General features: G+C 70.7%; 19 protein-coding genes and 1 pseudogene. 10 read left to right on the forward strand and 10 right to left on the reverse strand.

The features are described 5' to 3' along the window. Positions 1-35 precede the first annotated feature (35 nt). From OG844_RS36630 to OG844_RS36640, 3 genes are all read right to left on the reverse strand, one after another. Positions 36-470, reverse strand: coding sequence for a DUF3574 domain-containing protein (locus OG844_RS36630; RefSeq protein ID WP_406396055.1), 435 nt, complete (start codon positions 468-470; stop codon positions 36-38). A gap of 178 nt (positions 471-648) precedes the next feature. Further along, positions 649-1,287 carry a peptidase gene (locus OG844_RS36635; RefSeq protein WP_406389341.1) on the reverse strand — a complete coding sequence of 213 codons (639 nt, stop codon included), beginning with the start codon at positions 1,285-1,287 and terminating at the stop codon, positions 649-651. Then, the gene (locus OG844_RS36640; protein ID WP_406389339.1) at positions 1,284-2,495 is read right to left on the reverse strand and encodes a pyridoxal phosphate-dependent aminotransferase; all 1,212 of its coding nucleotides are present in this window, start codon (positions 2,493-2,495) and stop codon (positions 1,284-1,286) included. Before OG844_RS36640 ends, OG844_RS36635 begins: the two co-directional genes overlap by 4 nt. Before the next feature lie 88 nt (positions 2,496-2,583). On the opposite strand from OG844_RS36640, the gene OG844_RS36645 reads away from it, so the two are divergent. The 3 genes from OG844_RS36645 to OG844_RS36655 all read left to right on the forward strand — a co-directional run bounded on the left by OG844_RS36645 (position 2,584) and on the right by OG844_RS36655 (position 4,535). After that, the gene (locus OG844_RS36645) at positions 2,584-3,249 is read left to right on the forward strand and encodes a winged helix-turn-helix transcriptional regulator (RefSeq protein WP_406389338.1); all 666 of its coding nucleotides are present in this window, start codon (positions 2,584-2,586) and stop codon (positions 3,247-3,249) included. Positions 3,250-3,332: 83 nt separating this feature from the next. After that, positions 3,333-3,827, forward strand: coding sequence for a cupin domain-containing protein (locus OG844_RS36650; protein ID WP_406389337.1), 495 nt, complete (start codon positions 3,333-3,335; stop codon positions 3,825-3,827). 66 nt (positions 3,828-3,893) lie between these two features. Further along, positions 3,894-4,535: a uridine kinase gene (locus OG844_RS36655; protein ID WP_406389336.1), complete on the forward strand. Its 642-nt coding sequence runs from the start codon at positions 3,894-3,896 to the stop codon at positions 4,533-4,535. Between the two features lie 3 nt (positions 4,536-4,538). Here OG844_RS36655 and OG844_RS36660 read toward each other — a convergent pair whose 3' ends face one another. From OG844_RS36660 to OG844_RS36680, 5 genes are all read right to left on the reverse strand, one after another. Further along, complete coding sequence (locus OG844_RS36660) at positions 4,539-5,444, reverse strand: carbohydrate kinase family protein (RefSeq protein WP_406389335.1); 906 nt, start codon at positions 5,442-5,444, stop codon at positions 4,539-4,541. Then, positions 5,441-6,388 (reverse strand): pseudouridine-5'-phosphate glycosidase, encoded by a 948-nt coding sequence (locus OG844_RS36665; RefSeq protein WP_406389334.1) that lies wholly within the window; start codon positions 6,386-6,388, stop codon positions 5,441-5,443. Before OG844_RS36665 ends, OG844_RS36660 begins: the two co-directional genes overlap by 4 nt. Positions 6,389-6,449: 61 nt before the next feature. Next, positions 6,450-7,730: an MFS transporter gene (locus OG844_RS36670; protein ID WP_406389333.1), complete on the reverse strand. Its 1,281-nt coding sequence runs from the start codon at positions 7,728-7,730 to the stop codon at positions 6,450-6,452. A 107-nt stretch (positions 7,731-7,837) separates the two neighbouring features. Further along, positions 7,838-8,383: a methylated-DNA--[protein]-cysteine S-methyltransferase gene (locus OG844_RS36675; protein WP_406389332.1), complete on the reverse strand. Its 546-nt coding sequence runs from the start codon at positions 8,381-8,383 to the stop codon at positions 7,838-7,840. Between the two features lie 55 nt (positions 8,384-8,438). After that, positions 8,439-9,311 carry a glycerophosphodiester phosphodiesterase gene (locus OG844_RS36680; protein WP_406389331.1) on the reverse strand — a complete coding sequence of 291 codons (873 nt, stop codon included), beginning with the start codon at positions 9,309-9,311 and terminating at the stop codon, positions 8,439-8,441. A gap of 213 nt (positions 9,312-9,524) precedes the next feature. Here OG844_RS36680 and OG844_RS36685 point away from each other — a divergent pair, with 213 nt between their 5' ends. The 5 genes and pseudogenes from OG844_RS36685 (at position 9,525) to OG844_RS36705 (ending at position 16,610) form a co-directional block, all read left to right on the forward strand. Further along, positions 9,525-10,397, forward strand: a complete 873-nt coding sequence (locus tag OG844_RS36685; RefSeq protein ID WP_406389330.1) for an MHYT domain-containing protein — start codon at positions 9,525-9,527, stop codon at positions 10,395-10,397. A 39-nt stretch (positions 10,398-10,436) separates the two neighbouring features. Continuing rightward, positions 10,437-12,553 (forward strand): annotated as a pseudogene (gene uvrB / locus OG844_RS36690) (excinuclease ABC subunit UvrB). Between the two features lie 132 nt (positions 12,554-12,685). Beyond that, complete coding sequence (locus OG844_RS36695; RefSeq protein WP_351175929.1) at positions 12,686-13,264, forward strand: TerD family protein; 579 nt, start codon at positions 12,686-12,688, stop codon at positions 13,262-13,264. Positions 13,265-13,373: 109 nt separating this feature from the next. Further along, on the forward strand, positions 13,374-15,344 hold the full coding sequence (locus OG844_RS36700) for a TerD family protein (RefSeq protein WP_406389328.1): 1,971 nt from the start codon (positions 13,374-13,376) through the stop codon (positions 15,342-15,344). A gap of 258 nt (positions 15,345-15,602) precedes the next feature. Next, positions 15,603-16,610, forward strand: a complete 1,008-nt coding sequence (locus OG844_RS36705) for a TerC family protein (RefSeq protein WP_406389327.1) — start codon at positions 15,603-15,605, stop codon at positions 16,608-16,610. A gap of 96 nt (positions 16,611-16,706) precedes the next feature. Here the strand turns inward: OG844_RS36705 and OG844_RS36710 are convergent, their stop codons facing one another. Further along, positions 16,707-17,363 (reverse strand): MBL fold metallo-hydrolase, encoded by a 657-nt coding sequence (locus tag OG844_RS36710; RefSeq protein ID WP_406389326.1) that lies wholly within the window; start codon positions 17,361-17,363, stop codon positions 16,707-16,709. A 10-nt stretch (positions 17,364-17,373) separates the two neighbouring features. Continuing rightward, a complete protein-coding gene (locus OG844_RS36715) occupies positions 17,374-18,063 on the reverse strand; it encodes a maleylpyruvate isomerase family mycothiol-dependent enzyme (RefSeq protein ID WP_406389325.1) in 690 nt (229 codons plus the stop codon). Between the two features lie 174 nt (positions 18,064-18,237). On the opposite strand from OG844_RS36715, the gene uvrA reads away from it, so the two are divergent. Together uvrA and OG844_RS36725 are read left to right on the forward strand one after the other, a co-directional pair. Then, positions 18,238-21,261, forward strand: coding sequence for an excinuclease ABC subunit UvrA (gene uvrA, locus OG844_RS36720; protein WP_406389324.1), 3,024 nt, complete (start codon positions 18,238-18,240; stop codon positions 21,259-21,261). Positions 21,262-21,537: 276 nt separating this feature from the next. Then, positions 21,538-21,966, forward strand: a complete 429-nt coding sequence (locus tag OG844_RS36725; protein ID WP_406389323.1) for a Rieske (2Fe-2S) protein — start codon at positions 21,538-21,540, stop codon at positions 21,964-21,966. Positions 21,967-22,084: the final 118 nt, after the last annotated feature.

Raw genomic sequence — 22,084 nt, forward strand, 5'->3', positions numbered from 1 at the left:
GGGCCGCCCGTGGGGGCGCCACGCGGCCCCGGGGCTCAGAAGTCGGCGAGGGTGCGTTCGTCGAGGCGGGCCACCGAGTCCTGGGCGTAGGCCTTCTCGTACGCTGCGCGGATCCGCTCGATCTGCGGGTCGCGCAGGCGCGCCTCCGACGCCGGGTAGAGCAGGATCAGTTCGTACGAACGCTCCCGTTCGATCACCCCGTCGGAGTCGCGCCACTGCCCCCGGCCGTCCTGGATCGTGAGGCCGGCCGGGAAGTCCGGTGTGACATACCGGTCGACGAAGGCGAGGAACTGCGGGTCGGTCACATCCGGTCCGCCGTCGGGGCGTTCGGTACCGAAGAACAGCCGGGTCTCCACGTACTCGGCGCCCCGGACGGCCGTCGCCCGCGCCGCCGGTGCCTCGCCGCCGAGTGTGGCGTACGCGAGCGGTGCGCCCGTGGCGAGTACGGCGCAGGCGGCCACGCCCGCCATGACCGCGGTGCGCCGCGTGGATCGCTCGGGGCCCGGCTTCGGGCGGTTGCGCAGACGCAGCAAGGTGATCTCCCACGGGCGGTCGGAAGCCGTAATGGCGCTCACCGTGGCACGCGGTCGGCGCAACGGCCCGGCAGGACACCGGGATCCGGGCCGGACCACCCGTAAGGGTGAGGTGCTACGGCCCCGCGGCACCCGGCGTCGTGACTCCGGGCAACGACACCCCGCGGCCCGCGAAGAAGCGCTCGAAGACCGGCAGCGGCAGCTCGGCCGCGCGTGTGTCCGCCGTCGTCCCCGACGGGTTGTGGAAGTGCACCCCCGATCCGTCCGCGGTGCGCGAGGTCAGCAGGACCAGATGCCCGCCACGCCCCGGCGCCGGCAGTTCCGGGTGCCGGATTCCGTAGTGCACGGACGCCATCACGCTCCTGCCTTCGTCCAGCAGCCCGAGGATCCCGGCGGGGGACAGGTGCCGGTGGACGGTCGCGTCGAGGCCGTGCGCCTCGGTCGCGTACGCGGCGAACGGGGCGTAGACCAGGCCCCGGATCACCCTCTGGGCGTCCTCGGTGTACGCGCCGTACTCGAGGGCGCCGTCGCGCAGCGCGAACAGGGTCGGAGCGGTGGGGCCGAGCGCCATGCGCAGGCAGGTCATACCGCACAGATGGCCTGCCCATCGCGCGTACTCGGCGGGCGAGGCCGCGCCGGAGTCCGCCCAGCGCGGGTCCTCGGCCGGATCGAGCCCGCCCTCCACGATCGCGCCCACCAGGCCGGGCGACGCGAACTGTGTGTGCACGGGGGTCCGGCAGCGGGTGCAGATCACTGGCGGTATCCGTTCAGGAAGCGGCCGATGCGGCTGATCGCCGCGTCGAGGACGTCGGCGTGCGGGAGGGTCAGGATCCGGAAGTGGTCGGGGCGCGGCCAGTTGAAGCCGGTGCCCTGAACGACCTGGATCTTCTCCCGCAGCAGGAGGTCCAGGACGAACCGCTCGTCGTCGACGATGTCGTGGACCTTGGGGTCGATGCGAGGGAACGCGTACAGGGCGCCCTTCGGCTTCACGCACGACACCCCCGGAATCTCGTTCAGCCGCTCCCAGGCCCGGTCGCGCTGCTCGTGGAGCCTGCCCCCGGGGGCGACGAGCCCGCGGATCGACTGCCGGCCGCCGAGCGCCGCCTGGATCGCGTACTGGGCGGGGGCGTTGGGGCACAGCCGCATGGAGGCGAGCATGGTGAGCCCCTCCAGGTAGTTGCGGGCGTGCTGCTGGGGGCCCGACACCACCAGCCAGCCGGAGCGGAATCCCGCCACGCGGTACGTCTTGGACAGCCCGCTGAAGGTGAGGCAGAGCAGATCCGGGGCCAGGACCGCCACGGAGTGGTGCTCGGCGTCGTCATAGACGATCTGGTCGTAGATCTCGTCGGCGAACACCATCAGCCCGTGCCTGCGTGCCAGATCGAGCATGCCCTCGAGGATCTCGCGGGGATAGACGGCACCTGTCGGGTTGTTCGGGTTGATGATCACCATGGCCCTGGTGCGGTCGGTGATCTTCGAGGCCATGTCCGCGAGGTCCGGATTCCAGTCCGCGGCCTCGTCGCAGGTGTAGTGCACGGCCTTGCCGCCCGCGAGTGTGGTGACGGCGGTCCACAGCGGGTAGTCGGGGCTCGGGACGAGGATCTCGTCGCCGTCCTCCAGAAGTGCCTGTACGGACATGGAGATCAGCTCGGAGACGCCGTTGCCGAGGAAGATGTCGTCGACGTCGACGTCGGTCAGGCCCATCGCCTGGTAGCGCTGCGCCACGGCCCGCCGGGCGGAGAGGATGCCGCGCGAATCGGTGTAGCCATGTGCCTGCGGGAGCATCCGGATCATGTCCTGGACGATCTCCTCGGGCGCCTCGAACCCGAAGAGCGCCGGGTTGCCCGTGTTGAGGCGGAGCACGCTGTGGCCCGCCTCCTCGAGGGCGTTGGCCTCCTCGATGACCGGGCCCCGGATCTCGTAACAGACCTCGTTGAGCTTGCTGGACTGCCGGAACTCCATGCTGTGCCCTCCCCGACCCCGAACTGTGTTACTTGGTTTTACCAAGTTGGAGCTTGGAAAGTCCAACAACATGTCTAGACTGCGTCGCATGCCACGTCAGCAGCCGCCAACACGCCCCGCCCGCCGCCGGAGTTACGACCAGTTCTGTGCCACCGCCCGGGCCCTCGACTCCGTGGGCGACCGGTGGACGCTGCTGATTGTCCGTGAACTGCTGGCCGGCCCGCGCCGGTACACGGATCTGCACGCCGACCTGCCGGGAGTCAGCACGGACGTGCTCGCCTCCCGGCTCAAGGACATGGAGCAGAGCGGCCTCGCCGTGCGCCGGCGCCTTCCGCCGCCGGCGGCCGCTTCGGTCTACGAACTGACCGAACACGGTCGCGGACTGCTCCCGGTCCTCACCGCGCTCGCGCGGTGGGGCACACCCGCACTCGCCGAACGCCGCCCCACCGACGCGGTCCGCGCCCACTGGTTCGCCCTGCCCCTGCTGCGCGCGATGGACGGGACGAAGCATGCAGGTGTCGTCGAAGTCCGGCTGGAGGAAGGGGAGTTCCACATCCGAACGGGCGGGGACGTGCAGCGGGACGATGCCTACGGGTACGGCCCGGCCCCGCACCCCGACGCCCGCATCGTGCTCGAAGCCGAGCTCTGCCTGGCGCTGGGGCGCGGCGAACTGACACTGGCCGAAGCGGTCGCGGAGGGCCGGGCCGAGGTGCAGGGGGAAGGCCCGCTCGCCACCGAACTCCGCGGGGGATGACACCCGCGTCACCGGTGACGGCAGCCCGACTCGCGCGTAGCGTGGGTTCGTTCATCCGGTCCGGCGGGACGAGGGAGATGTCCATGGAGTTCGGCAGCAGGGTCGGCACGAAGCAGCGGGGCACGCTGCGCAAGGTCATGCTCGTGGGCGCCTGTGTGACGGCGCTCGGTCTCGTCCCGGCAGCCGCGGTCGCGACGCCCGGCAGCGGTGTGAGCGGCACCGTCGTCGCCAAGGGCACGTCCGAGGGCAAGCTGAAGGTGAAGACCCCCAAGGGCGAGACGGATGTGACCGTCCGGACCATCACCATCGCGCCCGGCGGCTCCACCGGCTGGCACACCCACCCGGGCCAGCTGATCGCCGTCGTCCAGGCCGGGACGCTGACCCGGACCCTCGACGACTGCTCGGTCGAGGTGACACCCGCGGGAACGGCGTTCATCGAGCCGTCCGGAACCAAACACCGGCACATCGGGCGCAACCTCGGCACGGAACCCGTGGTGCTGTGGGTGACCTATCTGCTTCCCGAGGGCAGCGAACTCTCCGACGACGCCGACGCGGTGGACTGCCCCGCGGCGAAGTAGATCCGGCACCGGGGCGGGGTGCGCTCTCGTACGGAAGCCGGCGCGGTCCCGGGTGATGATGGAAACGTGCGATTCGAACCGATCACCTGGGAACGCCTGGCCGAAGCGCTGGCCGCGCACGCCGACGGCCTGAAACCGGCCGACGGCGGGCCCTGGCTCAGAATCGGCATCGACGGCGCTCCGGCCGCCCGCCCCGGTGAGCCCGCCGAACGCGTCGCCGAGGAACTGCGGGCGCGCGGCCGCGCGGTGCTCACCGTCTCCACCGGAGGGTTCCTGCGGCCGGCGAGTCTGCGCTACGAGTACGGCAAGGAGGACCCCGACTCGTACGCCGACAGCTGGTTCGACACCAACGCACTGTGGCGCGAGGTGTTCCGTCCGCTGGAGCCCGGCGGCAGCGGACGGGTGCTGCCCGACCTCTGGGACCCGGTGACGGACCGGGCCACCCGCAGCCCGTACCGGGTCCTGCCCGAGGGCGGGGTGCTGATCGTGCACGGGCCGCTGCTCCTCGGGCAGTGGTTCCCCTTCGACCTCGCCGTTCACCTTCGCCTGTCGCCCGGTGCGCTGCGGCGGCGCACCGAGGAGAACGAGCGGTGGACATGGCCCGCCTTCGCCCGGTACGAGGACGAGGTGGCGCCCGCCGACCGCGCGGACGCGGTGGTGCGGGCCGACGACCCGCACCACCCCGCCTGGACCGGCATCGGCACGTGACCACTACGCCGGACGCGGCCCCGGACGCCCGCCGACCGTCGCGACCGCCTCGGCCCCGGCCCGGCAGCCGGTCGCGGCTGCCGCGGCATCGTCCGCCCCGGCGATGAGAGCGGCGAGGAAACCGCCGGTGAAGGCGTCCCCCGCGCCGGTCGAATCGACCGGATCCAGTACGGCCGGGGCGGATACACGCGTGGTCACCGTGCCCCCGGCCGCCAGCAGGACGCCCCGGTCCCCGACGGTGACGGCGACCCGCCCGGCGTGACGGCTCAGCTTGGCCGCCGCGTCGGCCGGGTCCGGCAGGCCGGTCAGCTCCCGGGCCTCGTCCGCGTTGGGGAGGAGCAGGTCCACGCCCTCGACCAGGTCGAGGAAGGCGCCGGCGCCGAGAGAGGCGAGGAAGCCCGCCGACGCAGGGTCCACACTCACCGGGATGTCCCGACGCCGGGCCTCACGCAGGGCAAGCCGCACCGTCGCGCGGCTGGTCGCCGCGAAGAAGAGATAGCCGGAGAGGTGGAGCCGGGCGACGCCGTCCAGGAATGACGCCGACCAGTCGTCGGGGGAGAGGCGCAGGACCGCGCCGCTGTCGGTGAGGAAGGTGCGCTCGGCCGAGGAGTCGACCAGGGCCACCACCGTGCCGGTCGGCGCCTCCCCGTCCACGGACAGCAGCGGCCGCACCCCCGCCCGTTCCAGCGCGCCCCGGTGCCAGGCCTCCGAATCCGCCCCTGCCCGCGCCAGCAGACGCACGTCCCGGCAGCCCGAACGAACCGCCCAGCAAGCGACGTTGGCGCCCGCTCCGCCCGGCGTCGTGCTGATGCGCGCAGCCGTGTCCGTACCGTGGACCACGGCCGAGCCGTGCCGGACGACCACGTCGGTGACCACGTCGCCGACGACGAGGAGACCGCCCTCGGTCACCGCGCCGCCGCCGCGATCCGGGCGGCCAGCCGCACGTTCCCGCGCACGGCGGCCAGATTCGCTTCCAGGGACGCTCCGTCGGTCTCCCGCATCAGGTACTCCAGCAGGAACGGAGTGACTGCCTGCCCCACGATCCCGCGCTCCCGGCAGGCGTCCAGAGCCTGCGCGAGCACCCGGTCGTGCACCTCGGGGTCCAACTGCTCCTCCTGCGGTACGGGATTGGCGACGATCAGCGCGGCGGGAGGACCCCCGAGCTCCTCCCGGGCCCGCATCACGTCAGCGACCTCCCGCGGTGTGCGGACCGTCCAGTCGACGGGCTCGCCCGAACTGCTCAGATAGAACCCGGGGAAGTACTCCGTGCCGTAACCGAGCACGCCGACGCCGAGCGTCTCCAGGCGCTGGAGCGTGGCCGGCACGTCCAGGATCGACTTCACGCCCGCGCAGACCACGGTGATGCCGGTCCTGGCGAGCAGCCGCAGATCCGCGGACTCGTCCTGCGTCTCGGTCCACTCCCGGTGTACGCCGCCGAGCCCCCCGGTCGCGAAGACGTTCAGGCCGGCCCGCGCCGCCAGGAACGCGGTCGCGGACACGGTCGTCGCCCCGCTCGCTCCCTGGGCGAGAGCGGGTGCGAGGTCGCGGTGGCCCAGCTTTCGCATCGCCGGGTCACCGGCCACCCGCTCCAACCGGTCGGCCGTCAGACCCACATGGGCCCGGCCGTCGAGCACGGCGACCGTGGCGGGCACGGCCCCCGCCTTGCGTACGAGCTCCTCCAGTTCCTCCGCGACCTGGAGGTTGCGGGGGCGCGGAAGACCATGGGCGATGATCGTCGACTCCAGGGCGACGACGGGGCGGTGGTCGGCGAGAGCGTCGCGCACCTCGGTGGAGAGCACGGGGGCGTGGCGGCCGGTTTCCTGCGACGTGGATGCCGATGGGTTCCGATGCATGCCCCATCCCTGTCGCAGGCACGGCGCCCGCAAACCCGGACGGGGAGGGGAGCCGCCGGTCTCAGACCTTCCCGGACACCGGGGGCTGCCGGTTCAGGGTCCGGCGCAGGGCGAGCGCGGCCAGCGGCAGCAGCAGACAGGCGGCGGCCGTGTTCAGCCAGCCGTAGCTCAGCCGGGAGATGATCACTCCGGCGACGGCGCCGCCGATGCACGCCGCCGTGTTCATCGTGAGATCCGAGAGGCCCTGCACCGCGGCGCGGGCGGCCTGCGGCACGGAGTCGGTGAGCAGTGCCGAACCGGCGACCAGGCCGGCCGACCAGCCGAGGCCCAGGACGAACAGACCCGCGGCGGTCCGGCCGTGCCCCGCGCCCGACGTACCGGCCAGCACCGCGGCGCAGCACAGCAGGCCGACGGCAAGACCGATCACGGACAGCCTCCCCACCCGGTCGGAGAGCCAGCCCGTGATGGGCGAGAACGCGTACATGCCCGCGATATGACCGCTGAGGACCAGCCCGATCAGCTGGATGCCCGCGCCGTGGTGTCCGAGGTGGACGGGGGTCATGACCATGATCGAGACCATGGTGGTGTGCGACACCGCGATGGTCACCAGCGCGAGACGGGCCATCGGGGAGGCCCGCACCGCCGCGATGCCCGCCCGCAGGGAGCGCTTCTCGACGGTCCCGGTTTCCTGCGGGGCCAGCGCGCGGGCGGTGAGCAGCGGATCGGGGCGCAGCAGCACGGCGACCACGGCACCGGTGAGCAGGAAGATGGCGGCTGCCCAGGCGAACGCACCGGCCGTCTCGGGCACGGAGGTGTCGCGGAAGACGTGTCCGGCGGGTGCCGAGATGTTGGGGCCGAGGACCGAACCGATCGTGGTGGCCCAGACGACGTTTGAGATCGCCCGGCCGCGGCGTTCCGGCTCGGCCAGATCGGCTGCGGCGAACCTGGCCTGGAGATTGGCCGACGAGCCTGCGCCGAAACCGGCCATGCCGAGGAGCAGCAGCGGGAAGCTGCCCACCACGGCGGCGGTCACCACCAGGGACGCGCCCACCGCGCCGATCAGATAGGCGAGAACGAGTCCGGGGCGCCTGCCCCGTGAGGTCATCAGGGCGGCCAGGGGCAGTGACAACAGCGCAGTACCCGCCACCGAGGCGGTCGGAGCGAGCCCGGACAGAGCCTCGGAGCCGCTCACCTCCGCTGCCAGGACCGGTGCCAGGGCGATACCGATGGCCACGCCGAGGCCGCCGAGTATCTGGCTGCCGATGAGTACGGCGGTGGTCCTGCGCTGCAGCGCGGGCAGGTCCGCAGCCGTGATCCGGGAGGTGGGGAGGGCTACTGTCACCGCCGAAGTGTGCCAGTTCGCACACCCGTGCGACATCCCTTTCCGGACCCGGTGTGCCCGTGCGGGACCGCGCCGGTGTGCGCGTGCGGGACCGCGCCGGACGGTCCTCAGAACAGCGGCTGCGGAAGGACCCCCTCGAGCGCCAGCAGTTGCCGCTTGGTCTCCAGACCGCCGCCGAAGCCGCCGAGCCCTCCGTCGCTCTCCACCACGCGGTGGCACGGCACCACCACCGGCAGCGGATTGGAACCCATCGCCGCCCCGACGGCCTGGGCGGCCCCCGGCTGCCCCACCCGCCCGGCCAGGTCCCCGTATCCGACGACGGTGCCGTAGGGCACGCCGGCTGCCAGCTCGCGGAGCACCTCGCGGTTGAAACCGGAGGTCAGCGACCAGTCCAGGTCGAGCGAGAACGCGCGCAGCCCGCCCGCGAAATACGCCGCGAGCTGGCGCTCGGGCTCGGCGAGCCGCGTGGAGCCGGGTGCCTGCGCGGGCTCCGCGCCCAGCCGCGCCCGTATGTGCCCGAGTGCCTTGTCCCGGACGGCGGGGCTCGCATGGAAGACCACGTTCACCAGGCCGGTGCCGGTCGCGGCGAGCAACAGCGGCCCGATGTCGCTCCGCACGACGGACCACTCCACGACCTGCTCGTTGCTGTCCATGCGACCACCGTACGGCCCTCCACCGACAACCCGGCCACGGCCCTTCCCGGATCCCTCAGCGGGTGGCGTCCCGCACGACGTCGGGGTTGTTGGTGATGATGCCGTCGACACCGAAGCCGGCCACCTTCGCCGCGTTCGCCGCGTCGTTGACCGTCCAGGTGTTCACCTGGAGCGGCTTCCCATGGGGGCCCTTCAGCTTCTGGACCGCCGCGACGTAGTCGGCGCCGATCGTCGTGTACGACGGATTGATCTGGTCGGTGAAGGCCGCGTACGACGGCAGATCCGCCACCGCGGGTGTGCCGAGGAAGCCGGTGACGACGTCGGGACGCTGAGCGTGGACAGCTTTCACACTCTCTGCACCGAAGCTCTGGACGATCAGCCGGCGCTTGACGTGACCGCGGTCCAGCCACCCCTCCTCGCGCAGGATCCGCAGGGTTTCCCTCTCGATTCCCGGGTACGTCTCCGGGCTCTTGATCTCCAGGAGGAGCTTCTGGCGGTTGCGCTCGACACGGTGCAGATACTGCGTGAGCGTCGGCACCCGTGCCCCCGCGTACCCGGCGCCGAACCAGCTGCCCGCGTCCAGCCGCGCGATCTCTGCGGCGGTGAAGTCCTTGACCGCCCAGGGGGCGCGGCCGGGGAAGACCTGCTCGGCGTCGGTGGTCCGCCCGAGGGTGGTGTCGTGTACGACGACCAGCACACCGTCCTTGGTGAGCTGCACGTCGTTCTCCACCCAGTCGATGCCCATACGGTCGGCCGCGTCCACGGCCGCCAGGGTGTTCTCCGGGGCGTAGGCGGAAGCCCCGCGGTGGGCGAAGACGACCGGGCCGTCCTTCGGGCCCGCCGCCTGCGCCTGGGTGGCGGGCAGCAGGACACAGCCACCGAGCAGAGCGGCGACAGCGGCGGAGGCGGTTGCGGTGCGTACGGACACGTGTACTCCTCGCGTCGGGGTGCGGACATGCAGAGACTCCCAGCCGATACCCAACGGACGACAGGAAGGCGATGACCACAATGTGAACGGATTGTTCGCCACCGGATCGTGGACCGGCTCCAAGGCGGATAAAATGCCCCTCTTATGTTTGCCTGCCGGGCCTCGCCCTTTAGGGTCACCCCGAACCCGGGCTTCCGCGAAGGGCGTACCAGCATGCAGGGCACAGTCGACGGCTTCAGCTACGGCCTCTTGACCCCGGTCGTGGCATTCCTCATGGCGTGCCTCGGCGCGGCCCTCGGGCTGCGCTGCACCACACGGTCCCTGCGCACCGAACGCTCCTTCAAAGCGGGCTGGCTGGCCCTGGGCGCCACCTCCATAGGCTCCGGCATCTGGACGATGCACTTCGTCGCGATGCTGGGCTTCTCCGTCGAGGAGGCGCCGCTCAGCTACGACAGGCCGCTCACCTTCGCCAGCCTCGCCGTGGCGATCGTGATGGTCGGCATCGGCATATTCATCGTCGGCTACCGGGGCGCCGCGCGCATGGCACTGGTCACCGGCGGCACGATCACGGGCCTCGGCGTGGCCTCGATGCACTACCTCGGCATGGCCGGAATGCAGCTCGAGGGGCAGTTCGCGTACGACACGGTCACCGTCTCGCTCTCCGTCGTCATCGCCGTGGTGGCCGCGACCGCCTCGCTGTGGGCCGCCGTCTCCATCCACGGTTTCCTGCCCAGCCTCGGCGCGAGCCTGGTCATGGGCGTCGCCGTGAGCGGGATGCACTACACGGGAATGGCCGCGCTCAGCGTGCACCTGCACCCGGCCGTGGCCCAAGGGGCGGCGGCCGGCGACACACCCGCCTCGCTGCTCATGCCGATGCTGATCGGGCCGGGCTGCTTCCTCCTCCTCGCCGGGGTGGTCGTGCTGTTCGATCCGCTGGTGGTGATGGGCGCTCCAGACGGGCCGGACCGCCGGCCCGGTGACCGCCCGCGCAGCCCCGGTCAGGTCCCCGGCATTCCCGTCCAGCGGCTCCACACCTCGTACGGGACCGAGGCCCGCGGGGAGTACCGGCAGCTGCGGAATCGCTGATCCGGCGCCGTTGTCAGTGGCGAGTCGTACGGTGGGTGCATGCGGCCCGTTTCGAAGATCGAACGTTCGATGGCGCCTTTCGAGGTCATCAGTCCCTACCAGCCCAGCGGTGACCAGCCCGCGGCCATCGCCGAGCTGGAGCGGCGTGTCCGCGGCGCCGAGAAGGACGTCGTCCTGCTCGGCGCGACCGGCACCGGCAAGTCGGCGACGACCGCGTGGATGATCGAGAAGCTGCAGCGGCCGACCCTGGTGATGGCGCCCAACAAGACGCTGGCCGCACAGCTGGCCAACGAGTTCCGCGAGCTCCTCCCGAACAACGCCGTCGAGTACTTCGTCTCGTACTACGACTACTACCAGCCCGAGGCGTACGTCCCGCAGTCGGACACCTACATCGAGAAGGACTCCTCGATCAACGAGGAGGTCGAACGGCTGCGCCACTCCGCCACGAACTCGCTTCTGACCCGGCGCGACGTCGTCGTGGTCGCCTCCGTCTCCTGCATCTACGGCCTCGGCACACCGCAGGAGTACGTGGACCGGATGGTCCAGCTCAAGGTCGGCGACGAGATCGACCGCGACCAGCTGCTGCGCCGCTTCGTCGAGATCCAGTACACCCGCAACGACCTGGCGTTCGCCCGCGGCACCTTCCGGGTGCGCGGCGACACCATCGAGATCTTCCCGGTGTACGAGGAGCTCGCCGTCCGGATCGAGATGTTCGGCGACGAGATCGAGGCGCTCTCCACCCTCCACCCGCTCACCGGCGAGGTCATCAGCGAGGACCAGTCGCTCCACGTCTTTCCCGCCAGCCACTACGTGGCGGGCCCCGAGCGCATGGAGAAGGCGGTCGGCGGCATCGAGGCGGAGCTCCAGCAGCGCCTCGCGGAGCTGGAGAAGCAGGGCAAGATGCTGGAGGCCCAGCGGCTGCGCATGCGCACGACGTACGACATCGAGATGCTCCGCCAGATCGGCACCTGCTCCGGCGTGGAGAACTACTCGATGCACTTCGACGGCCGTGATCCGGGCACCGCGCCCAACACCCTCCTCGACTACTTCCCCGAGGACTTCCTCCTCGTCCTGGACGAGTCGCACGTCACGGTGCCGCAGATCGGCGCCATGTACGAGGGCGACGCCTCCCGGAAGCGGACTCTCGTCGACCACGGCTTCCGCCTGCCCTCCGCCCTGGACAACCGCCCGCTGAAATGGGAGGAGTTCCTGGGCCGGATCAACCAGACCGTCTATCTGTCCGCCACCCCGGGGAAGTACGAGCTCTCCCGGGGCGACGGATTCGTGGAGCAGATCATCCGGCCCACCGGGCTCGTCGACCCCGAGGTCGTCGTCAAGCCCACCGAGGGCCAGATCGACGACCTGGTGCACGAGATCCGCAAGCGGACCGAGAAGGACGAGCGGGTCCTGGTCACCACCCTCACCAAGAAGATGTCCGAGGACCTCACCGACTACTTCCTCGAGCTCGGCATCCAGGTCCGCTACCTGCACAGCGACGTCGACACCCTGCGCCGCATCGAGCTGCTGCGCGAACTGCGCTCCGGCGAGTACGACGTCCTGGTCGGGATCAACCTGCTGCGTGAGGGCCTCGACCTTCCCGAGGTGTCACTCGTGGCCATCCTCGACGCGGACAAGCAGGGCTTCCTGCGGTCCGGCACCTCCCTGATCCAGACCATCGGCCGTGCGGCCCGAAACGTGTCCGGTCAGGTCCATATGTACGCGGACAAGATCACTCCGGCGATGGCTCAGGCCATCGACGAGACCAACCGCCGCCGTGAGAAGCAGATCGCGTACAACACCGAGCGCGGGCTCGACCCGCAGCCGCTCCGCAAGAAGATCAACGACATCGTCGCGACCATCGCCCGCGAGGAGGTCGACACCGAGCAGCTCCTCGGCACCGGCTACCGGCAGGGCAAGGGGGCCAAGGCCCCCGTGCCCGCGCTCGGCGGCAAGGCCTCCGCCGGCAAGGCCAAGGGGGTGGCGCGGCGGTCACCGACCGGCCCGCCACGGAACTCGCCGGGATCATCGAGGAGATGACGGACCGGATGCGGGCGGCCGCCGCGGACCTGCAGTTCGAGGTGGCCGCCCGACTGCGCGACGAGGTGGGCGAGTTGAAGAAGGAGCTGCGCCAGATGAGGGAGGCGGGACTGGCCTGACCGGCGTGCACCAGGTGTGTTGCAAGAACGACACAAAAACGCCCCTTACCTGCTTCCGCCCCGAGTGGACTGCGTAGGGTGCGGGGAAACCGCACACGGACGGTTGCGGGGCAAGCGGAGAGGGGACAGCGCGTGACGGTCAATATGACCAAGGGTCAGGCCATCAGCCTGCAGAAGAGCGACGGGGGGACCCTGACCGCGGTACGGATGGGGCTCGGCTGGCAGGCGGCTCCGCGCCGCGGTCTGTTCGGCTCGCGCACCCGGGAGATCGACCTGGACGCCTCGGCGGTGCTCTTCGCCGACAAGCAGCCGGTGGACGTCGTGTTCTTCCGCCACCTCGTCAGCGACGACGGCTCGGTCAAGCACACCGGCGACAACCTGGTCGGCGGCGCAGGCTCGGGGGGCGACGACGAGGCGATCCTCGTCGACCTGCAGCGGATCCCGGTCCACATCGACCAGATCGTCTTCACGGTGAACTCCTTCACCGGCCAGACGTTCCAGGAAGTGCAGAACGCCTTCTGCCGCATCGTCGACGAGACGAACGGCCAGGAGCTCGCCCGCTACACGCTCGACGGCGGCGGCCAGTACACGGCCCAGATCATGGCCAAGGTGCACCGTGCGGGCAACGGATGGCAGATGACCGCCCTCGGAAACCCGGCGAACGGCCGGACCTTCCAGGACCTGATGCCGTCCATCCTGCCGCACCTGTAGCAGGACCGGACCGCGGTCCGACGTCAGTACGAGCAGCTCCCGGAGGCATCCGCCGCCGGGAGCTGCGCCCATGGCAGGGCACCACACCGAACGTCGAGGGGACAGGGCAATGACGGCCGAGCTGGTCCGGGGGCAGAATCACACGTTGCCCCAGACCCGTCTGGAGATCAGGGTGTCGGCGGGCTCGCCCGTCGTGGCCGGTGCCACGCTCGGGGACGAGCAGGGCACGGTCCATGGCGTCGAGTGGATCGCCCACCCCGGATCGCCCCAGCTGCCCGGACTCGAGGTGTCCAGGCAGGCCGCGGCCGACCACCGGCTCGCAGTCGACCTGGAGGCGCTTCCCGGCGCGGTGCACCGCGTCACCGTGCTCCTGGCCCTGCCCCTGGGGGCGGGCAGGCCCGTCCGGTTCGGTGCGGTCGCCGCACCGTTCGTCGCCGTCACCGGGCTCGACGGCACCGAGATCGCCACCTTCACCCTCACGGGCCTGGACGCCGAGTCTGCCGTGACGGCGCTGGAGCTCTACCGCCGGCAGGGGGTATGGAAGGTCCGTGCCGTCGGCCAGGGATACGCCGCCGGGCTCGCCGAGATGCTCGCCGACCAGGGCGTGGCACAGGCCGTGGAGCTGGCACGCTCGATACAGGAGGCGGTCGCCTCCGGCCTGGCCCGTTCCGTGACACCCCCGCCGCCCCGCCCCGCGGACGGCGGGCGCGTACGTCACCCGGCCGGACCGGCTCCGGCCACCGGACCGGCTCCGGCCACCGGACCGGCCCCGGCCACCGGACCGGGCCGACCCCACACCCGGGGTTCCGAACCCGTCGGTGAACCGTCCCCGACGGTGGCCGATCCCACCACGGGCGGCCCCATCGACTACGCCCATCCGCGCCGCCAGACCACCGCCCCGCCGCCGCCCCCTCCGGTGGCCCCGCCCGCGGCACCGGGACAGCCCGCCCAGCCCGTCGCCGGTGACGCCACCGGCTGGTCCATGGACGAGCGCCTCTACAACCAGATCTGGGGCATGTTCGAGGACCTGGCCCGGGCCACCGCCGCCTATCGCAGCGCGGTCGACTTCGCCGAGTCCCGGATGGACCAGGAGCTCGACAGGGCCCTGTCCGACCCGCGCAGCCGCATCGGCGGCACGGGTGACCGGGCCCGTGAGGAAGCCCGGGCCAAGCGCGACGAGCTGACCGCGCGGGCGCGTGAGGCGCTGGATCGCGATCTCGCCCAGCTGGCCGCCGAGTCCGCCGTGGTCGAGCCCGCTCTCCCCGCCGCGTACGCGGGCTGGGGCAACCCCGTCTGGCACGCCTACCGGGTGCCCATGGAGATTCCGATGGCGCTGCGCATCGGTGACCTCCATCTGCCCGAGCGCACCGACCTGCACATCCCGCTGCTGGTGCGGCTGCCGCTGGAACGCGGGATCTGGGTGGACAGCGGCCGTACGGCGTCCGAGGCCTCCGCTCTGACGGACAGCGACCAGTTGCGCAGGCTGGGCATGGAAACCGCGGTCGCCCTGGCGGCCCGGATGCTCGCCGTCTATCCCGCGGACGAGTTCTCGGTGCATGTCATCGACCCCGCAGGCTCCGCGGCCGGTGCGCTGGCGCCCCTGACCGGCTCCGGGGCTCTGGCGGAGCCGCCTGCCGCAGGTCCCGGAGGAGTGGCCGCGGTGCTCGCCCGTCTGACGCGACGCGTCGACCTGGTGCAGATGGCCATCAGGGCCGGTGCCGCCGACTCGCTCCCGCCGGACCTGGACACGGGCGAGCAGCTGCTGATCGTCAACGACTTCCCGCACGGTTTCGACGACCGGGCGGTCACGCAGTTGCGCTATCTGGCCGACGAGGGGCCCGCCGTGGGCGTGCACCTGCTGATGGTGGCCGACCGCGAGGACGCGCGGGCCTACGGTCCCGTGCTCGATCCGCTGTGGCGGTCGCTGCTGCGGATCACCCCGGTCGCCGACGACCATCTGGCCGACCCGTGGGTGGGCCACGCCTGGACGTACGAGCCCTTGAGGCCGCCGCAGGGCAGCCGCGTCCTGGAGCAGGTCCTCGCACTGGTGGCCGCCGCTCGGCGTAACGGCTATCGCTGAGCCAGGGTGCAGCGCTACACCAAACCGGCCTGACCAGCCATTTTGGGGCCCCCTTGCCTGGGACTTTACCTTTTCTTGGGAGTTCCTGTACTGTTCTTTGGGCGGAGGGGAGTACTCCCGATCGCGACGTTCCCGTCAGTACGGACTGTGACCGGTCCCGGGGCGTCGGCCCCGTGCGCATCCCGCGCACCCTGGGTGGAAGAGACCTCCGGCAGCGACGACGCTGATCTATAGCCGTAGCGAACTGCCGGAGGCGCAGTGGACGTTTCATGGACCCTTTGGACGCTGACCATTCTCGGTCTCGTCGCCCTCATCGCCGTCGACTTCTTCATCGGGCGCAAGCCCCATGACGTGTCGACCAAGGAAGCCGGAATCTGGACCATCGTCTGGATCGTGCTGGCCGCGCTCTTCGGGCTCGGCCTGCTGCTCGTCGGCGAGACCCAGGCTTCGGGCGAATTCTTCGCCGGTTACATCACCGAGAAATCGCTCAGCGTCGACAATCTCTTCGTCTTCGTCCTGATCATGGCGAAGTTCGCGGTGCCCTCACACCTCCAGCAGCGGGTGCTGCTCGTCGGTGTGCTGATCGCCCTGGTGCTCCGAGCGATCTTCATCGCCGCCGGCGCCGCGGTCATCGCCAACTTCTCGTGGATCTTCTACATCTTCGGTGCGTTCCTGATCTACACCGCCTGGAAGCTCATCCAGGAGGCGCGAGCCGGCGACGAGGAGGACGAGTTCGAGGAGAACCGTCTCCTGAAGTCGATCGAGCACCGCTTCGGTGTCGCCGACAGGTACCACGGGACGAAGCTCTTCATCCGCAACAACGGCAAGCGCGTCATGACCCCGCTCATGGTGGTCATGCTCGCCATCGGCACCACCGATGTGCTGTTCGCGCTGGACTCCATCCCCGCGATCTTCGGGCTGACCCAGGACCCGTACATCGTCTTCACCGCCAACGCGTTCGCTCTGATGGGCCTGCGGCAGCTGTACTTCCTCATCGGCGGTCTGCTGAAGAAGCTGGTCCACCTCAGCTACGGGCTCTCGGTGATCCTCGGCTTCATCGGCGTCAAGCTGGTGCTGCACGCACTCCACGAGTCCGGGGTGCACGTCCCCGAGATCTCCATCCCGTTCTCCCTCGCCTTCATCTGCGGCGTCCTGGTGGTCACCACGATCACCAGCCTGATCGCCAACAAGAGGACGGCGGCGGCGGAGGCCGAGCAGGCGGAGGCGTCCGACGAGGAGAGCAAGAGCATCGGCGCCCAGAAGTAGGCGGGAAGCAGGACCGGCGGAAGCAGAGCCGGTAGAAGCACGATCAGCGGACGAATCGGCGGGCCGGGGCCATCAGGCACCCGGCCCGCCGGTGTGTCACCAGCCGCGCTCGCGCCACTCCGGCAGCCGTGGCCGCTCGGCGCCGAGCGTCGTGTCGTGTCCGTGCCCCGGATAGACCCAGGTCTCGTCCGGCAGCGGGTCGAAGAGTTTGGTCTGCACATCGTGGAGCAGGCTCGCGAACGCTTCTGGGTCGTTGCGCGTATTGCCGACCCCGCCGGGGAAGAGGCAGTCCCCCGTGAACAGGTGGGGTGCCCCGTGCGGGTCGTCGTAGACCAGCGCGATGGAGCCCGGGGTGTGGCCGACCAGGTGGCGGGCGGTCAGCGAGACCCGGCCCACCCGGATCGTGTCCCCGTCCTCGACGAGTACATCGGTGGGGACCGGAATGCCCTCGGCGTCGTACCGTCCCGCGTACGTGCGCGCCCCGGTGGCCGCCACGACGTCGCCCAGGGCCTGCCAGTGGTCACCGTGCCGATGCGTGGTGACGACCGCGGTGATCGAGTCGTCGCCGATCAGCTGCAGCAGGGTCCCGGCCTCGTTCGCCGCGTCGATCAGGAGCTGCTCGCCGGTGGCCCGGCAGCGCAGCAGATAGGCGTTGTTGTCCATCGGGCCGACAGCGACCTTGGAGATCATCAGATCCGTCAGCTCGTGCACATTCGCAGGTCCGCCGACCTTGACCGCTCCGCTGTACGTCATACGTCTCAGCCTATAGCGGGGGCAGTGCGGGAAGGGGCCCGCCTTCCGCGGTGAGCCCGGAACCGTCGCGGCGCCCGCAGAGCCAGCCGAGGATGTCGGTCGCGCTGCCCCGGACGACGACCGCTCCGGCTTCCCCGCCCCCGCCGGTGGTCCAGAGGCGGCCGTCCGGGGTCACCGCCGTCGTGGGAGGCACATCGGGGTGCCCGGCGAACCGCTCCGCCAGGAAGTCGTTCTCCCGGATCACGAACTCCTCCGGAAGGTCCTCCAGCTCGTAGCCGATCCCCAGGTCGACATGGTGCAGCTCGACCTCGACCCGGCGGCGGAAGGGGACCCGGGAGGCGGAGTCCGTCACGCCGTTGCGCATCGTGATCGTGCGCGACCAGTCGGCGGGCGCCGCCGCGGCGGCCAGGAAGCCGTCCCCGCTGACGCGCAGGTCGGCGAAGTGCTCGGCGAGGGAGCGGGGCGCGTCGCGGTCGATGTCGGCGTCCCGGGTTTCGCTGTTCGCGTACATGGGGCGGTCCTGGAGAACATTTACGAGCGCGTCGGCGTTACGTGACAGGTGGGCGAGGACATGTCCTCTGCTCCAGCCCGGCAGCCGTGACGGCTCGGCGAGGGCGGCGTCGTCCAGTTTGCCCGTCGCGCTCAGGAGCCGTTCGGTCGCTTCACGTACGGCGTCCAGGTCGTGCACATGATCAATCATGAGGCCGAGCCTAGCCTCGCCACTCATTCGGGTGAAGGAGTCGTCAGTCGTCCGTAAATCGAATGCGCGTGCTATACGCTCGGAGTCGAAACTCCCTACATCGCTGTGGCGCCCCCCATACCCTGGGACAGGGGCTCAGTTCCCCCACTTCTCTCCAGAAAGGTGCGGACCGGCGTGGCCGACCGTCTCATCGTCCGTGGCGCGCGCGAGCACAACCTGAAGAACGTCTCGCTCGACCTCCCCCGTGACTCCCTCATCGTCTTCACCGGGCTCTCCGGGTCGGGCAAGTCCTCGCTCGCGTTCGACACGATCTTCGCCGAGGGCCAGCGGCGCTACGTGGAGTCGCTCTCCTCGTACGCCCGGCAGTTCCTCGGCCAGATGGACAAGCCGGACGTCGACTTCATCGAAGGTCTGTCGCCCGCCGTCTCCATCGACCAGAAGTCGACCTCGCGCAACCCGCGCTCGACGGTCGGCACCATCACCGAGGTCTACGACTACCTCCGGCTGCTCTTCGCCAGGATCGGCAAGCCGCACTGCCCCGAGTGCGCCAGGCCCATCTCCCGCCAGTCGCCCCAGGCCATCGTCGACAAGGTCCTCGGCCTGCCCGAGGGCAGCCGCTTCCAGGTGCTCTCCCCGCTGGTGCGCGAGCGCAAGGGCGAGTTCGTCGACCTCTTCGCCGATCTGCAGACCAAGGGCTACAGCAGGGCGCGGGTCGACGGCGCGACGATCCAGCTCTCCGAGCCGCCCACGCTGAAGAAGCAGGAGAAGCACACCATCGAGGTGGTCATCGACCGCCTCACGGTGAAGGACAGCGCGAAGCGCCGGCTGACCGACTCGGTCGAGACCGCGCTCGGCCTCTCCGGCGGCATGGTCGTACTCGACTTCGTCGACCTCCCGGAGGACGACCCCGAGCGCGAGCGGATGTTCTCCGAGCACCTCTACTGCCCGTACGACGACCTGTCCTTCGAGGAGCTCGAGCCCCGCTCCTTCTCCTTCAACTCCCCCTTCGGCGCCTGCCCGGACTGCACGGGCATCGGTACGCGCATGGAGGTCGACCCGGAGCTGATCGTCCCGGACGAGGACAAGTCGCTCGACGAGGGCGCGATCCACCCCTGGTCGCACGGCCACACCAAGGAGTACTTCGGGCGCCAGATCAACGCACTGGCCGAAGCGCTCGGATTCCGTACGGACATCCCCTGGGCGGGGCTGCCGCAGCGCGCCAGGAAGGCCCTGCTGCACGGCCACAAGATCCAGACCGAGGTGCGCTACCGCAACCGCTACGGGCGCGAGCGCGCCTACACCACCCCCGCCTTCGAGGGTGCGGTGCAGTTCGTCAAGCGGCGGCACTCCGAGGCCGAGAGCGACTCCAGCCGGGAGCGCTTCGAGGGCTACATGCGTGAGGTGCCCTGCCCGACCTGTGAGGGCACCCGGCTCAAGCCGATCGTGCTCGCGGTGACGGTGATGGACAAGTCCATCGCCGAGGTCGCTGCGATGTCGATCAGCGAGTGCGCCGAGTTCCTCGGCCGCCTCAAGCTGAACGCCCGCGACAAGAAGATCGCCGAGCGGGTGCTCAAGGAGGTCAACGAGCGGCTGAAGTTCCTCGTCGACGTCGGCCTGGACTACCTCTCGCTGAACCGTGCCGCAGGCACGCTGTCCGGTGGCGAGGCCCAGCGCATCAGGCTCGCCACCCAGATCGGCTCCGGACTCGTCGGCGTGCTGTACGTGCTGGACGAGCCGTCCATCGGCCTGCACCAGCGCGACAACCACCGGCTGATCGAGACCCTGGTCAGGCTGCGCGACATGGGCAACACGCTCATCGTCGTCGAGCACGACGAGGACACCATCAAGGTGGCCGACTGGGTCGTCGACATCGGCCCCGGTGCCGGTGAGCACGGCGGCAAGGTCGTCCACTCCGGCTCGCTCAAGGACCTGCTGGCCAACAAGGCCTCGGTCACCGGGCAGTACCTGTCCGGCAAGAAGTCCATCGCGATGCCCGACATCCGGCGCCCCGTCGACCCGACACGCCTGCTCACGGTGCACGGCGCCCGGGAGAACAACCTCCAGGACATCGACGTGTCCTTCCCGCTGGGTGTCCTCACCGCGGTCACGGGTGTCTCCGGTTCCGGGAAGTCGACCCTGGTCAACGACATCCTCTACACCCACCTGGCCCGCGAGCTCAACGGGGCCAAGTCGGTCCCCGGGCGGCACACCCGGGTCGAGGGCGACGACCTCGTCGACAAGGTGGTGCACGTCGACCAGTCGCCGATCGGCCGTACGCCCCGGTCCAACCCGGCCACGTACACCGGGGTCTTCGACCACGTCCGCAGGCTGTTCGCCGAGACGATGGAGGCGAAGGTGCGCGGCTATCTGCCGGGCCGCTTCTCCTTCAACGTCAAGGGCGGCCGCTGCGAGAACTGCTCGGGCGACGGCACGATCAAGATCGAGATGAACTTCCTGCCCGACGTGTACGTCCCGTGCGAGGTCTGTCACGGAGCGCGGTACAACAGGGAGACGCTGGAGGTCCACTACAAGGGCAAGTCCATCGCGGAGGTGCTGGACATGCCGATCGAGGAGGGCCTGGAGTTCTTCGAGGCCGTCCCGACGATCGCCCGCCACCTCCGCACGCTCAACGAGGTCGGCCTCGGATACGTCAGGCTCGGGCAGTCCGCGCCTACGCTCTCCGGCGGTGAGGCGCAGCGCGTGAAGCTGGCGAGCGAGCTGCAGAAGCGCTCCACAGGCCGCACGGTCTACGTCCTGGACGAGCCGACGACCGGTCTGCACTTCGAGGACATCAGCAAGCTCATCACGGTGCTCTCCGGGCTGGTCGACAAGGGCAACACGGTGATCGTCATCGAGCACAACCTCGATGTCATCAAGACCGCCGACTGGGTCATCGACATGGGCCCCGAGGGCGGCAAGGGCGGCGGCCTGGTCATCGCCGAAGGCTCCCCGGAGCATGTCGCCTCGGTGCCTGCCAGCCACACCGGGAAGTTCCTGCAGACCGTCCTGGGCGCGGACCGGATCAGTGAGGCCACGGTGCCCGCAGCCCGCAAGCCGGTCCGCAGGACGGCCGCCAAGAAGGCGGTCGCCGCGAAGGCGGCCCCGGCCCGCAGGACGGCCACGGCCAGGACGGCCAAGAAGGCCGCGGCCGAGGAGCCCGCATCGAAGAAGAAGGCCACCCGCACGCGGAAGGCCTGACACCGTCCGGACGAGGCTGCCCCCGGCACCCCGGGGGCCGCCTCGGTGCTGTTCCCGGTCACAGGGCCGACCCGCTCCCCGGCCCGTACCCGGCCTTCGCCGGTCCGGGTCCCGCCGGGGTCCGGGCGGGGCCGGTCGAAGGGGCGGCGTTCTCCGCCGGTATCGTCGGGTCTGTCGCCGATGCCTTCAGGCGCGGCCTGTGCCCGATGTCCGTGGGCATCCAGGACCCCGGAGCGGGAACGGCGGCGCTCTGTCCCCCCGACCAGTGGAGACCGCATGTCCGGCCTGCCCGCCGCCCGCCGCACCGTACTGAAGGGCGCCGCTCTCGCCGGTGCCGCCGGGCTGGGAGTGGCCGCCTGCTCGACCGAGTCGAAGCTCGGCCACGCACGGACGCCGACGCCCACCGCGCCCGTCGAGCTCGGCGCCGCCGAAGAGGTCCCGGTCGGCGGGGCGAAGCTCTACCGGGAGCAGAGGCTCGTCGTGAGCTGCCCGGCGAAGGGCCAGTACAAGGCGTTCAGCGCACAGTGCACCCACGCCGGCTGCCTCCTGGACAAGGTCGAGGGCAACGAGGGCAACTGCCCGTGCCACGGCAGCCGGTTCGACATGACGACCGGCAAGGCGCTCCAAGGCCCGGCCACCGTGCCGCTGCCCGCCGTCCCGGTGAAGGTCGAGGGCGGAAAGCTGGTCGCGGGCCCCGAGGCCTGACGCGAGCGGCGGACCGCTCCCGGACCTCCGCCGGGCGAACCCCGGGCCGCCCCCTCCTCGCGCTCGCCGGAGGGCGGATCCCCTGCGAGAATGCCGCGCTGTCACCACCCGCAAGTAG

This window comes from Streptomyces sp. NBC_00887 (genome assembly GCF_045207585.1).